We start from the raw sequence: 13851 nt of genomic DNA, 5'->3' as shown, positions 1-13851 counted from the left end.
CGCTGACTTCAAAGGAGCAAGCTCCTTATCTGTCCGCTCGACTTGCATGTATTAGGCACGCCGCCAGCGTTCGTCCTGAGCCAGGATCAAACTCTCCAAAAAGTGTTTGATGAAGCTCATAAAATAAAAAAGTTTTGTTTCGATCAATGCCGAAACGTTTTATTAGAATTAACGTTGACGTTTTTGTTTTGTTTAGTTTTCAAGGAACACAACCGTTGTCGTTAGTGACAACTTTAATATCTTAACATCTCCGTTAGATGCTGTCAATAACTTTTTTAAAAAATTATTTTGTTTTCCGTCACTCAGAAGCGACTTTAATAATATAGCACTGAACAAGCCTACCCGTCAATACTTTTTCACAAAAAAATATAATAGAAAAATCTTAAGTAAACTCCCCCTCGTTCAATCCGAGTTTAATCAAATAATCCAATATTGAATAGCGGCTAGCGATAACACTCCTGGAATGCCTAATATTCCGGCTACCCCTGCAGTAAATGCATTGATTGGAACATGCAGCCCAAAGCTGCTTCCAAAAGCATTCAATAAAAATAGCATCATACCGCCGATAACAACTTTTGCAAATAAGCTGCCGATAAATTTCAAAGGTTTTGAAGATGCACCTGTCAGCAATAATAAAACAATGAAAGCGACAATTACCGAAACAATAATAAATGGTTCCACAAAAAAACTCCCCTCGTGAATTAGACTCATAGTACAAGCTATGAATTAGGTTCCATCCTTAGAACCTTCACAAAGAGAGTTTTTATTTAATGTTTTACTTTAACTTGTCGCACTTTTGCTTCTTTAAATAGAGAAAAATACTTCACTTCAGCCATTTTAGCTTCTAAGGTCAATTCCAAAGATGGATCTACACATCTTTCAATTAATGCCTTTTTCGCAAGCCAATCTTTCTTCAGAGTCACTAGCTCCTGCAGCAATCTTTCATCATATTCCTTGCGGAGCCATCCTTTACGTCGAAAAAACATAGAGCCGGCACCTCACTCTTAATATTTCTTATAGTTCGCGTCTTCCTTCGATTGCTTTAGAAAGCGTCACTTCATCAGCATATTCTAAGTCCCCGCCGACCGGAAGTCCATGTGCAATTCTTGTCACCTTGATACCAGAAGGTTTCAAAAGCCTTGAAATATACATTGCAGTAGCTTCCCCTTCAATATTAGGGTTCGTTGCCAAAATTACTTCCTGAACTGTGTCATCTTGCAAGCGTTTCAGCAAATCAGGAATGTTAATATCTTCAGGCCCGATCCCATCCATCGGAGAGATGCTGCCGTGCAGTACGTGGTATAAACCGTTATACTCGCGCATTTTCTCCATTGCTATAACATCTTTTGGGTCCTGGACAACGCAGATTACATCGCGATCCCTTCTTTGATCTTCACAAATCATGCATGGATCCTGGTCAGTAATATGGCCGCATACTGAGCAATACGTTAAATTACGCTTCGCATTAACAAGCGCCTTCGCAAAATCCAGCACGGTGTCTTCTTTCATTCCTAATACAAAAAAAGCTAGCCGAGCGGCCGTTTTCGGACCGATACCCGGCAGTTTCATAAAACTATCAATTAACTTTGATATTGGTTCAGGATAGTGCATAATATCCCCCTCTTAGAACATTCCCGGAAGGTTCATTCCTTTAGTGAATTGTCCCATTGTTTGAGCAGTTAAATCATCCGCTCTCTTCAAAGCATCATTTGTAGCAGCTAAAACTAAGTCTTCAAGCATTTCGATATCATCCGGATCAACAACTTCCGGTTTAATTTTCACTTCAAGTACTTCTTTATGTCCTGAAACCGCAACTGTTACCATCCCGCCGCCGGCAGTACCTTCAATTTTTTTTTCGCCCAGCTCTTCTTGAGCCTCCGCCATTTTCTTTTGCATTTTTTGCATTTGTTTCATCATATTTTGCATATTGCCCATTCCACGCATATTATTTCCTCCAATTTTTAATCTTTAATTTCTAATAATTCATCGCCTACTAATTTTCTCGCTTCTGCAATAATCGGATCTTCCTGTTTTGGTTCATTATCATTCTCATCAGGTTGTTGGGTTGATAAAAAACTTTCTCGGATTTCTTTCCATTGCTGCTCCGGCACACCCTCTATTGCCAAGGGACGTCCGATTAGCCTTTCCATAACAGTTGCAATATAGTCTGTGTATTGACTGTTTTCCATAGTCATTTGACAATGAATTTCGTACTTAAATTTTACCACAAAAGCCGTAGCAGAAGCAGCTACCGGCTCAGAATCATTCAGAAGAGCCGCCACAGATTTCATGTTCTGGTTGGCCAATGTAGACAACAACTCTGCCCAATGCCCTTTCACCGCCTGCAAATCCGGTTTTGTGGCATTCTTTAATATGTGATGTACCTTGCCCACCGGGACTTTATATGACTTTTTATTAACCTGTTTCGTTTTTGCAGGTGCCGGTGCCGCCTCGCTTTGAACCGCTACACCATTTGCTTTGATTGCCTGCAATTCGCGTTCAAGTTTATGGATTTGATTCTGAAGTTGCTGAATTTCAGCACCGGAAGCAGAGGCTTCGCCCACTGCACTGCTTTGTCCTTGACACAACTTGATTAACATCACTTCCAGGAAAATTCGCGGGTGATTTGTCCACTTCATCTCCTGCTGTGCCTTATTCAGGTTTTCAATTAAAGCATATATTTGCTCAGGGGTCATTTCTTGTGAAAGCATGCGGAAAGAGTCATCGATTATCACTCTTTCAAATGAATCAGATAGCTCCGGCGAGACTTGATAAAGCAGCATATCTCTGAAATATAATATTAGATCCTCTATTAAACGTACTGGGTCTTTCCCTAAAGAAAGCAGTTCCTTTAATAATTCCAATACTTTAGATACATTTTTCTGATTGATCATCTGCACTAAATCACTCATGAACACTTGAGAAACTGACCCTGTCACTGTCAGCGCATCTTCTACTGTGACAAAATCACTCGTACTGAATGAAATTGCCTGATCAAGCAAGCTGAGCGCATCCCGCATTCCGCCCTCTGCTGCTCTTGCAATAATCTGCAACGCTTGCTCATCACAGGCATTACCCGTATTAGAAATGATGATATTCATTCTTTCAACAATATCTTCCGGTCCTATTCGTTTAAAGTCAAAGCGTTGGCAGCGTGAGATGATCGTCAGCGGAATTTTATGAGGCTCAGTTGTAGCCAATATGAATATAACATGCTTTGGCGGCTCTTCAAGCGTTTTCAGCAACGCATTGAAAGCTCCAGTCGAAAGCATATGTACCTCATCTATAATATATACTTTGTACGGCACTGCGTTCGGTACATATTTGACCTTATCTCGTATATCTCGTATTTCATCAACACCATTATTAGATGCCGCATCAATTTCAATTACATCGGAAATAGACCCGTCAGTTATGCCGCGGCACGCCGCACATTCATTGCAAGGTTCCGACGTCGGCGAATGTTCGCAGTTTACAGCCTTCGCCAATATTTTCGCAACACTTGTTTTCCCTGTACCTCGAGGGCCTGAAAATAAATAGGCATGGGAAATTTTCTGTTGCAAAAGCGCATTTTGCAAGGTTGTAGTTACATGTTTTTGTCCTATTACATCGGAAAATTGCTGCGGTCGCCAAACTCTGTATAATGCTTGATATCCCAAGGTATGCCCTCCTTTTACCTAATCATTTTTTATTATACCTTATCTAAAATACCTTTTACAAAAAAAGAATAGAGAAACATAAAAAGCGAAACGGCACTTTTAAACATAACAAAAAAGGATGGATATTCGCATTGGAACATCACATCCTGATTGTTTATATATAAGAAAATAACTGCCGTACACCTTTCCTTGATTAGCCGCCATAAGCGTTACTCCTGCAGTTAGCTCAGCCCAGGCACCCCTGCGGCACATGGAAGCTTCCACTTAATGCTGCTTCCTTCCGGACCTGACATGGTTCATGGATTTCCATTGCGCAGGACCCAGACGTCAACACCACTTACAGAAGGCAGACCCTACAGCGTACTAACCTCAAAAAGGAATTCAGTCTCGCTAGAGCGGATTGCGAGTTCAGGGCACCGCTACCTCCCCACCTAGTACGGCAAAATTGATACCGATTATTAAATGCATCGTTTGTGACGACGCTTAGTATAGTATACTCATTTCCCTAGAAAAATGCAAGCTGTTCCTTTAATCACTCTCCGGTTACATCAGAAGCTTCAGCACGACTTTTCTTCTCTTCCTTCTTCCTTCTGCGCAGCTCTCTGAAAAAAGAACTCAATATCTCTCCACACTCCTCAGCCAGGATACCGGCCGTCACTTCACTTTGGTGATTAAATCTCTCATCTGCCAGTAAATTCATAAACGTGCCCGCACAGCCTCCTTTAGGATCGGACGCCCCGTATACAACTCTTTTCACCCTTGACATTATAATAGCTCCCGAACACATCGGGCACGGTTCCAATGTAACGTACAATGTTGCATTCTCTAAACGCCATGTCCCTAGTTTCTTGCAAGCTTCTTCTATTGCCATCAGTTCTGCATGAGCAACAGCACTTTGCTCCGTCTCTCGTAAATTATGCGCCCTTGCAATAATTTCGCCGTTCAGCACTAGCACCGCTCCAATTGGAACCTCCTGCTTTTCTGCTGCTTTTTCCGCTTCCTCCAAGGCTGCCCTCATATATAATATATCTTCTGAACTCATTTAATAAGCTCCTCACATTTATGTTTAAATATTCAACTAAAAAAGCAAACTATTCTCTACATGTCTTCTTTGAAAGGACCGTCATTATGATTCAAAAAAACAAAAAGGCTTTACTAATCATAGATATAATCAATCACTTCCAATTTGAACACGGGACGAGACTGCTCGAACAATCTCTCGCCTTTCTCCCCGCTCTCATACAATTGAAGCAGCGCGCAAAGATACAGCAAATCCCGATCATTTATATTAATGACCATTATAATCTATGGCAGGCAGATTTCAAAAAGATTATTTCACATTGCACAACAGATGAAACGAGACATTTTCTCTCGCAAATTCAGCCGGATGATGACGATTATTTTCTAATCAAACCAAAGCACTCCGCGTTCTTCGGCACTGCACTAAATACTCTTCTATACCATCTCAACGTTGATCAATTAATCCTGACAGGCATCGCCGGCAATATTTGCGTTTTATTCACTGCAAATGATGCTTATATGCGAGAGTATACTCTCAATTGCCCAAAGGACTGTATTGCCTCTGTCAGTAAACAAGATAATGAATACGCACTGATGATGATGCAAAATGTATTGCAGGCTGACTTGACTGAAAGCCATAAACTGCTATTATAATCAGCTATATTTTCTAGCACTTTATTCTGTCAGATGGAAGACTGTATGTTAAAATAACAGAAGTCTAAAAAACCTCAATGAAGCAGGAGGACGTAATAATCAATGAAGCATATACCTTTCATCACTGTAGAGGGTCCTATCGGAGTAGGAAAAACAACTTTATCGAAGCAAATATCCGAGCATTTTCAATATAATATTTTACGGGAAATAGTCGATGAGAATCCTTTTCTCGGAAAATTTTACGAAGATATAAATGAATGGAGCTTCCAAACAGAAATGTTCTTTCTCTGCAATCGCTATAAGCAGTTGGAAGATATTAATAAGAACTTTCTTTCTAATCATCAACCCGTCGTAGCAGATTATCATATTTTCAAAAACTTGATTTTTGCTCAAAGGAGCTTACAGCCTAATCAGTATGCGAAGTACTTGAATATTTATGACATATTGACTGAAGACATGCCTGTACCGAATATGGTTATATACTTGCATGCAAGCTTAGATACACTATTGGCCCGAATTAAGAAAAGGGGACGTGAAATCGAGAAAAATATCAGTCCGGTATATTTAGAACAACTGTTGACAGATTATCATCTATTCATGAAAGAGTTTCAGTTGAAACATCCGGATGTGAAGGTACTCGAATTCAACGGAGATGAGCTTGATTTCGTCAAGAACGAAAGCGACCTTAAAGCAATTATTAATCAAATACAAGAACACCTGCCAAAAGGAGTAAAAGCAAAATGAACCTTCGAGAAAAATACAATATACCAAACAACGCTGTGATTACGATAGCCGGAACAGTTGGGGTTGGCAAATCGACAATTACAACAGCACTTGCCGATGCATTGAATTTCCGCACATCTTTTGAAAAAGTGGACTCCAATCCATACTTAGATAAGTTCTATGCTGATTTTGCCCGCTGGAGTTTCCATCTTCAAATATACTTCTTAGCGGAACGGTTCAAAGAGCAGAAAAGAATTTTCGAATATGGCGGCGGTTTCATTCAAGACCGTTCAATCTATGAGGATACTGGTATCTTCGCTAAAATGCATTATGAAAAAGGCAATATGGATCAAATCGATTACGAAAACTATAAAAGCCTATTTGATGCCATGGTAATGACGCCATATTTCCCACATCCTGATTTGTTGATTTATTTGGAAGGATCTCTTGATGACGTATTATCACGCATTAAAGAAAGAGGGCGTCCAATGGAACAACAAACGCCAATTTCGTATTGGGAAGAAATGCACGGCCGATACGAAACATGGATTGATCAGTTTAACGCTTGTCCGGTATTGCGTTTAAACATTAATGATTACGACTTAATGGGAAACGAGAATTCAATTGAACCAATTATTGAACGAATTGGACATCACCTTCAGCAAACGAAGCACTTTCAGCGATAATAAGAAAAACCATCACTGGTCCTTTTTTTCATCATAGTATACCACTTAGATTCACCGTGATGAAAAAGGAGACATGCAGGAACAAAAAAGCGGAAGCGGCCCGCAAGTAATGAACATCGGCTAAAGGTGCCACGTCCGCATGTCTTCTCCGATATGGCCTACATCCTGCAGGCCTCCGAGCATGGCAGGTGTAAAGTTAGACAGCAATCTAAGTTCAAAAATATATACTTTCTTATCTTTGAACACAAAAGAGCCTGCTCAATGAGCAGGCTCTTTTGTGTTATTGACATAAAAAAATTCGCTACATAAGTAATGTAACGAATTCAATCTCCATTTATGCGCTATGGGTTATTCATAATAAAAATTATGGAGGAGGTAGAGGGATTCGAACCCCCGCGGGCTTTTACACCCCTGTCGGTTTTCAAGACCGATCCCTTCAGCCGGACTTGGGTATACCTCCGTATTAAAAATCATATGAATACTGTTGATTATCTTAATAAAAAGATGGAGGAGGTAGAGGGATTCGAACCCCCGCGGGCTTTTACACCCCTGTCGGTTTTCAAGACCGATCCCTTCAGCCGGACTTGGGTATACCTCCGTATCAACAATTAATAAGATAACATAGGTGTTCAAAGCGAGTCAAGCAGATTTTCTCTTTTTTAATATATTGTATTAGAATAATAAAAAAGGTGCTAATCTCATCTATATCTTGCCCTTTCCCGCCCATTTTATGAATAGAAAAATAGTGAATAATCCCTTTGGTATGCCAAATGCATTTCTTTAAAGTAAAAGCTGTCTCTAAAAATAAGAGACAGCTTTCTTTCATCTCAACGATTAGTTAGAGATAACACTTTTCCCGCCCATATATGGACGCAATACCTCAGGGATGATGACACTTCCATCTTCCTGCTGATAATTTTCTAAAATAGCTGATACCGTACGGCCAACTGCAAGCCCTGAACCATTTAATGTGTGTACATGCTCTGGTTTACCTTTCGGGTCGCGACGGAAGCGAATATTTGCTCTTCGCGCCTGGAATCCTTCAAAATTACTGCAAGAAGAAATCTCGCGGTACGTGCCATAGCTTGGCAGCCATACTTCAATATCGTATTTCTTCGCTGCAGTAAAACCTAAATCAGCAGAGCACATGCTCATAACTCGGTATGGCAAGCCTAGAAGTTGAAGTACTTTTTCCGCATGTCCTGTCAGTTTTTCTAAAGTTTCATAAGAATCTTCAGGCTTAACAAATTGTACAAGCTCGACTTTATTGAATTGGTGTTGGCGTATCAAACCTCTTGTATCGCGTCCAGCAGAGCCAGCCTCAGAACGGAAGCATGCACTATACGCAGCATAGCGAATCGGCAGATCATTCACGTTCAAAATTTCATCGCGGTGCATATTTGTCACTGGCACTTCAGCAGTCGGAATTAAGAAGTAATCTTCACTTTCAATTAAGAATGCATCCTCTTCGAACTTAGGAAGCTGACCAGTACCTGTCATGCTCGCGCGGTTTACCATGTATGGAGGCAAAACTTCTGTATAACCATGCTCCTCGACGTGTAAATCAAGCATGAAGCTTGCTAATGCACGCTCTAACCTTGCGCCTAAGCCTTTATAGAATACGAAGCGACTGCCTGTTACTTTTGCAGCCCTTTCAAAATCAACAATATTTAGATCAGTAGCGATGTCCCAGTGTGGTTTCGGTTCAAACGTAAATTCAGGAACTTCTCCCCATGTTCTTGCGACAACGTTATCATCCTCGCTGTCCCCAAGAGGAACACTTTCGTGAGGAATGTTCGGAATAGAAAGTAATAACTTATTTAGATTTTCTTCTACTTCGCGCAACTCCTCATCTAACGCTTTAATTTTATCGCCCACTTCACGCATTTCGACGATGTATTGATCAGCATCTTGCTTCTCGCGTTTCATAACAGCAATCTTTTGAGAGACTTCGTTTCGTTTGCTCTTTAAATTCTCTGTTTCAATAAGAAGCTCACGGCGTCTCTTATCAAGTTCTTCAAATTTACCCAAATCCGTTAAATCTTCACCGCGATATTCTAGCTTGCGTTTAATCTCTTCAAAGTTGTCACGTAAAAATTTAAGTTCTAACATTATATTTCCTCCTTTAATTTACTCTTTTTGAAAGCTAATAAAGTGCTATGGTTGCTCCAGAAACAAAAAACTCCCGTCCCCAAAGAAGGGACGAGAGTTACCCGCGTTGCCACCCTAGTTAAAAACAGACAAATACTGCTTTTCACTTTAATTCATAACGGCTTATATGCCGAAAGTATTTATTAACCATGAAAATGGCGTTCCATACTCCACTCAGGGATGGATTCACAAGGCCTTATTGCCGGTTCACACCACCCACCGGCTCTCTTTAAAATAAGCTTCCTGCTACTACTTCCCATCAATGCTTTCATCATATCGAATTTGTTTTCAATTTACTATAAATTATCCCATTATGCAACCATTTTATACATAAGAAACAGCACCTGTCTTTTTGGGGTATGGGACACACCCCCAAAAAAAAGGACGGAATAATATTATTCCGTCCTCTTTCAAAATCCTTTATTAAAACCAACCTTTAACTGTTGAAGAAACAGTATCCCAAACATCTCCGAAGAATCCGCCAATTGCTCTCATTGAAAGAACGAACCAGTTCGCTTTCTCTACAGTTTCAGCAGCAACCAAATCAACACTTGCTGCTTTTTCTCCATCGTTAGTAAGGTAACCAAATGGATCTTCTGATGACTCGACTGTCACATAGCCAATTACATCACCCTTTTTAATCGGTGCTTCTAATTTGCCATCCTTGTTCAGCAAATCTTCATTGATAACAACAACAGGCTTGTAGCTATCTTCAGTTCCTTTTTTAACAACTAAGTCAAGTGCCTCACTTGTTTCTAAAGCAACTGTTTTCTCTTTACCTTTGTTAATAGCTAATTCGCCATATTTCTTAGGTGCATAATTTTTCTTAAGAAGTTCTTCACTGCTGAAGTTACTAAAAGCGTAGTTCAGAATTTTTTGCGTATCCGTAAAACGCTCATTTTTAGTAGAAGATTTCATAACCACAGAGATATAACGCTGTCCATCTCTTTCAGCTGTTGCAGTGAAGCAGTATCCAGCAAAATCTGTAGATCCTGTCTTTAAACCGTCAACACCTTTATACTCAAAAATCAAACCTGGAAGCATCCAGTTAAAGTTCGGATATTCTTCACCGTCTCTGAATTTCAATGTCGGTTTACTTGATGTTTCAAGAACTTCCGGGAAGTCTGTAATCAAGCGGTATGCAAGGATAGCTGTATCTCTTGCTGACATAACATTTTCATCAGTCTCGCTTCCCGCTGGAATAACACCTAATAAGTTAGAATTGTTCAAACCGCTTGCATTGACGAAAGTATAGTCCTTCATGCCAAGTTCAGCAGCTTTTTCATTCATTAATTTAACAAAATTCTTTTCGCTTCCGGAAACAAGTTCAGCTAACGCAACTGTAGCTGCATTACCAGAGAATATCGCCATTGCTTGATACAGCTCTTTTACTGTATAACTTTCACCTTGAGTTAACCCGACATTTGAAAGGCCGGGAGCTTTTGATAAATTATGTACATACTCATTAATTTGTACATTTTGATCCCACTTGATTTTTCCTTCATTGATAGCTTCCAGAACGATGTACTCAGTCATCATTTTAGACATACTTGCTACGCCAAGGACTTTATCAGCATTTTTTTCGTACAAAATCTTACCTGTCTCTGCATCTAATAAAATTGCTGCTTCTGCACTAATGTCGAGAATATCATCGCTATTAGCAGATGCTTGCTGCGTGCTCCACGCAAACTGCGAACAAAGGACTGTTACCAGCAGCGTAAAAACTAATGTGATCTGGTTGAATTTTTTCAACTTATTTACCTCCGCTATTTATATATATATATTGTTTATCTCTATTTTTTTGAACATCCTATTCATTCTAGCATAAACGCTATAAAAAAAACAGACAGAGGATAGTACCTCTGCCTGCTTTCTAAATAGAATTTTGTCTGGTGTAAGCCTTAGCTTAAAGAGTAGTTCGGCGCTTCTTTTGTAATTTGTACATCATGCGGGTGACTTTCTCTTAAACCTGCACCTGTCATACGGACAAATTGCGCATTTTCTCTTAGTTCTTGCAAGTTAGCTGTACCACAATACCCCATTCCTGAGCGAATACCACCAGTTAGTTGATATAAAGTGTCAGCTAATGGTCCTTTGTATGGTAGGCGGCCTTCAATACCCTCTGGAACGAACTTTTTATTGTCTTCTTGGAAGTAGCGGTCTTTTGAACCTTTTTCCATTGCTGCCACAGAACCCATTCCACGGTATACTTTGAATCTTCTTCCTTGGAAAATTTCTGTTTCACCCGGGCTTTCGCTAACACCAGCCAATAGGCTTCCCAGCATTACAACGTGTCCGCCGGCAGCCAATGCTTTAACGATATCACCTGAGTACTTAATGCCTCCATCAGCGATAATGCACTTACCGTATTTACGCGCTTCAGTTGCACAATCATAAATTGCTGTAATTTGAGGAACACCTACGCCCGCAACAACACGAGTTGTACAGATTGATCCCGGTCCGATACCAACTTTAACAACATCAGCTCCGGCTTCAAATAAAGCTCTAGTTGCCTCTGCAGTTGCCACGTTACCAGCTATGATATTCAGTCTAGGGAAAGCTTGGCGTACTTCCTTCACTGTGTTAAGAACACCCGCTGAATGGCCGTGAGCTGTATCGATTACAATCGCATCCACATTTGATTTAACAAGCGCTTCAACACGGCGCATTGTATCTTTCGTTACACCGACAGCTGCACCAACAAGTAGTCTTCCTTGACTGTCTTTCGCTGAGTTAGGGAACTCGATAACTTTTTCAATATCCTTAATAGTAATAAGGCCTTTTAATACTCCGTCCTGATCAACTAGAGGAAGTTTCTCGATTTTGTACTTCTGTAAGATTTTTTCAGCTTGCTCTAAAGTCGTTCCAACCGGAGCTGTCACTAATTCCTCTTTCGTCATAACATCAGAAATGCGAATGGAATAATCAGAGATGAAACGCAAATCACGATTTGTGATAATGCCGACTAATTTCTGTTCCTCATTGTTATTCACAATAGGCACTCCGGAAATTCTATATTTGCCCATTAAATGCTCGGCATCGAACACTTGATGTTCCGGTGTCAAAAAGAATGGATCTGTAATTACACCACTTTCAGAACGTTTCACTTTATCCACTTGCTCAGCTTGCTGTTCAATTGTCATGTTCTTGTGAATAATCCCCATGCCGCCTTGGCGTGCCATAGAAATTGCCATTTCGGCTTCTGTTACTGTATCCATTCCAGCACTAATAATTGGTATGTTAAGCTTAATTGTATCTGTCAAATTCACAGACATGCTTACATCTTTCGGTAATACTTCAGATTTAGCCGGAATTAGCAATACATCATCAAATGTTAATCCTTCTTTAGCGAACTTATTCTCCCACATCTTTTGAGCCCTCCCGTTGAAAATATTATTAGTAGGTTATCAATTGGTTAAAATACTGTCAAGGAAGTTGCAAAATGTTTGATTTTTCAAATAATTTAAAAGGAAGATTATATGAACTTTACAACTAACACTTGGGACTCTTTATCCATTTTCTATTCTGCCTCAACAACGAAAAAGTATTTATACAGCTATTATACTAAAGAAGCAATATCCGACAGCAAATTAAAAAGCTTTGAAAATGCACCGGTATTTATTCACTATTTAAAGAGCGCTGAAACCTATTACAAAGAAGCTGTAAAAGTAGCTTTTGAAATACAGCCTGTTCTGCTTTTTTATGGTTATATCCAGCTTATAAAGGCTTGTTTGCTTTCTATTGATCCTTACTACCCCAGCTCGAGTACATTACTTGCCCATGGTGTGACGACTAGGAAGAGAAAAAAACAGCAATTTCAGTTTCTCAAGGATGAAGTTAAAATTCAACGAAACGGCTTATTTGCACACATGTCTTCCAAAATGTTCCACGTGAAACACTTAGAAAATGAAAAATTAATAATGGAACATTTGCTTTATTGTTTACCAGAACTAAGTGAACAATTTCAGTTTTTATTAGTTAATAATTGTTTCAAATTACAGCAGCAGAATGATAATCAGTACATAACTGATTATAAATGTTTAGATAATTATCATATGACAGCTGACCGTTTAGCCTCATATTTGAATACTGCTCGAAACGGCTTAAAACTCAAATGCCAAGAACAAGGGAAACAGCTATTGTTTCATCTTGAAAAGCCTTTGTCGATGAATTATCATCAGCCTTTTCATTACAACAGTGAGCATAATCAATTTGCGCTAATTGGAAAGATGGATTCCTTGCCCTTCTCGTTAAATGAAATACTTATTCATTATTTACTTCTATATAATTTAAGCATGATTGCCCGTTATGAAACCGAGTGGTGGATGGACCTCATTGCAAGCATGCCAAATGAAGATTACCCACTCATAAAAAGATTCCTTAACGTCACTCTTTATAAAGGGCCACTGCTCATTAAAGAATGGCTGTTTAGCGATAGAGAGTTATTGTATATGGGTTAACCGTTCAGTATCATATCTACTCTTACTAGCAGCAGGTAGCTTTTATAAGACTGCCTGCATGCCTTATTACTGTAAAAACTGCCTCGGATATGCTTGACTGTTTAATGCCTTGTCCATGAGAGTCCTCTGCACAGAGATTAGCGAGCACTCTATTCAGCTTTTGAGAGTTCTATCAGTAACTGCGGGATCCAATTGACTATTATCTCTTCCAACAATGTCCTGTGCCCTCACAGAGCCACAGGACATTGTTGGCTTTAGCCGATAGCTTCTTCTCATCTATCCCGTTACTATTGGAACGTGAGCTCAACTTCCATTGAATCCTGGCTTCAAATCTCTTCGTCAATTTCACTCGTTCCGTCCTCACGTACACCGTACGCTCCGGGCGTCACTCCCTCATTTCCTCGACCTTCTTGCTTCTCCTTCACCGGGTTTGAGCGTTTTTGATTTTGTATTCAGTCCTAAGAGGTTAGCTTCTTAACTCTAAACCTTCGGTTCAGT

Annotated in this window: 13 protein-coding genes, 2 tRNA genes, 1 rRNA gene, 1 other RNA gene and 1 other annotated feature; of the genes, 4 read left to right on the top strand and 13 right to left on the bottom strand. The window is 39.8% G+C overall.

Annotated features, from left to right (window positions below):
• The 8 genes from IEO70_RS17030 to tadA form a co-directional block, all read right to left on the bottom strand.
• Window positions 1-102: ribosomal RNA gene (locus tag IEO70_RS17030) — 16S ribosomal RNA — on the bottom strand; the annotation flags it as partial.
• A 315-nt stretch (window positions 103-417) separates the two neighbouring features.
• A complete protein-coding gene (locus tag IEO70_RS17025) occupies window positions 418-681 on the bottom strand; it encodes a pro-sigmaK processing inhibitor BofA family protein (protein WP_190999580.1) in 264 nt (87 codons plus the stop codon).
• Between the two features lie 86 nt (window positions 682-767).
• Window positions 768-986, bottom strand: a complete 219-nt coding sequence (locus IEO70_RS17020; RefSeq protein WP_190999579.1) for a YaaL family protein — start codon at window positions 984-986, stop codon at window positions 768-770.
• 28 nt (window positions 987-1014) lie between these two features.
• Window positions 1015-1611, bottom strand: coding sequence for a recombination mediator RecR (gene recR, locus IEO70_RS17015; RefSeq protein WP_190999578.1), 597 nt, complete (start codon window positions 1609-1611; stop codon window positions 1015-1017).
• Between the two features lie 12 nt (window positions 1612-1623).
• On the bottom strand, window positions 1624-1944 hold the full coding sequence (locus tag IEO70_RS17010) for a YbaB/EbfC family nucleoid-associated protein (RefSeq protein WP_190999577.1): 321 nt from the start codon (window positions 1942-1944) through the stop codon (window positions 1624-1626).
• 17 nt (window positions 1945-1961) lie between these two features.
• Window positions 1962-3659, bottom strand: a complete 1698-nt coding sequence (gene dnaX / locus IEO70_RS17005) for a DNA polymerase III subunit gamma/tau (protein ID WP_190999576.1) — start codon at window positions 3657-3659, stop codon at window positions 1962-1964.
• A 175-nt stretch (window positions 3660-3834) separates the two neighbouring features.
• Window positions 3835-4099: signal recognition particle sRNA large type (ffs, locus tag IEO70_RS17000), an RNA gene on the bottom strand.
• Window positions 4100-4191: 92 nt separating this feature from the next.
• Window positions 4192-4701 carry a tRNA adenosine(34) deaminase TadA gene (gene tadA / locus IEO70_RS16995; RefSeq protein ID WP_190999575.1) on the bottom strand — a complete coding sequence of 170 codons (510 nt, stop codon included), beginning with the start codon at window positions 4699-4701 and terminating at the stop codon, window positions 4192-4194.
• A gap of 89 nt (window positions 4702-4790) precedes the next feature.
• Here tadA and IEO70_RS16990 point away from each other — a divergent pair, with 89 nt between their 5' ends.
• The 3 genes from IEO70_RS16990 to IEO70_RS16980 all read left to right on the top strand — a co-directional run bounded on the left by IEO70_RS16990 (window position 4791) and on the right by IEO70_RS16980 (window position 6742).
• On the top strand, window positions 4791-5333 hold the full coding sequence (locus IEO70_RS16990) for an isochorismatase family cysteine hydrolase (RefSeq protein WP_407949609.1): 543 nt from the start codon (window positions 4791-4793) through the stop codon (window positions 5331-5333).
• 102 nt (window positions 5334-5435) lie between these two features.
• Window positions 5436-6077: a deoxynucleoside kinase gene (locus IEO70_RS16985; RefSeq protein WP_190999573.1), complete on the top strand. Its 642-nt coding sequence runs from the start codon at window positions 5436-5438 to the stop codon at window positions 6075-6077.
• Window positions 6074-6742, top strand: coding sequence for a deoxynucleoside kinase (locus tag IEO70_RS16980; RefSeq protein ID WP_190999572.1), 669 nt, complete (start codon window positions 6074-6076; stop codon window positions 6740-6742). Before IEO70_RS16985 ends, IEO70_RS16980 begins: the two co-directional genes overlap by 4 nt.
• 367 nt (window positions 6743-7109) lie before the next feature.
• Here IEO70_RS16980 and IEO70_RS16975 read toward each other — a convergent pair.
• The 5 genes from IEO70_RS16975 to guaB all read right to left on the bottom strand — a co-directional run bounded on the left by IEO70_RS16975 (window position 7110) and on the right by guaB (window position 12261).
• A tRNA-Ser gene (locus IEO70_RS16975) sits at window positions 7110-7202 on the bottom strand.
• A 45-nt stretch (window positions 7203-7247) separates the two neighbouring features.
• Window positions 7248-7340 (bottom strand) — tRNA-Ser (locus tag IEO70_RS16970).
• 236 nt (window positions 7341-7576) lie between these two features.
• On the bottom strand, window positions 7577-8854 hold the full coding sequence (gene serS / locus IEO70_RS16965) for a serine--tRNA ligase (RefSeq protein WP_190999571.1): 1278 nt from the start codon (window positions 8852-8854) through the stop codon (window positions 7577-7579).
• Window positions 8855-8937: 83 nt separating this feature from the next.
• Window positions 8938-9165 (bottom strand) — a binding site (T-box leader).
• Between the two features lie 151 nt (window positions 9166-9316).
• Window positions 9317-10645 (bottom strand): D-alanyl-D-alanine carboxypeptidase family protein, encoded by a 1329-nt coding sequence (locus IEO70_RS16960; protein ID WP_190999570.1) that lies wholly within the window; start codon window positions 10643-10645, stop codon window positions 9317-9319.
• A 149-nt stretch (window positions 10646-10794) separates the two neighbouring features.
• The gene (gene guaB / locus IEO70_RS16955) at window positions 10795-12261 is read right to left on the bottom strand and encodes an IMP dehydrogenase (protein ID WP_190999569.1); all 1467 of its coding nucleotides are present in this window, start codon (window positions 12259-12261) and stop codon (window positions 10795-10797) included.
• A 111-nt stretch (window positions 12262-12372) separates the two neighbouring features.
• Here guaB and IEO70_RS16950 point away from each other — a divergent pair, with 111 nt between their 5' ends.
• The gene (locus IEO70_RS16950; RefSeq protein WP_190999568.1) at window positions 12373-13353 is read left to right on the top strand and encodes a YaaC family protein; all 981 of its coding nucleotides are present in this window, start codon (window positions 12373-12375) and stop codon (window positions 13351-13353) included.
• The last annotated feature ends 498 nt before the right edge of the window (window positions 13354-13851 follow it).

This window comes from Peribacillus faecalis (assembly GCF_014712675.1).
Lineage (GTDB): Bacteria > Bacillota > Bacilli > Bacillales > DSM-1321 > Bacillus_AD > Bacillus_AD faecalis.
The sequence above is the reverse complement of the archived record's forward strand: the minus strand, read 5'-3'. Positions and strand labels throughout refer to the sequence as shown.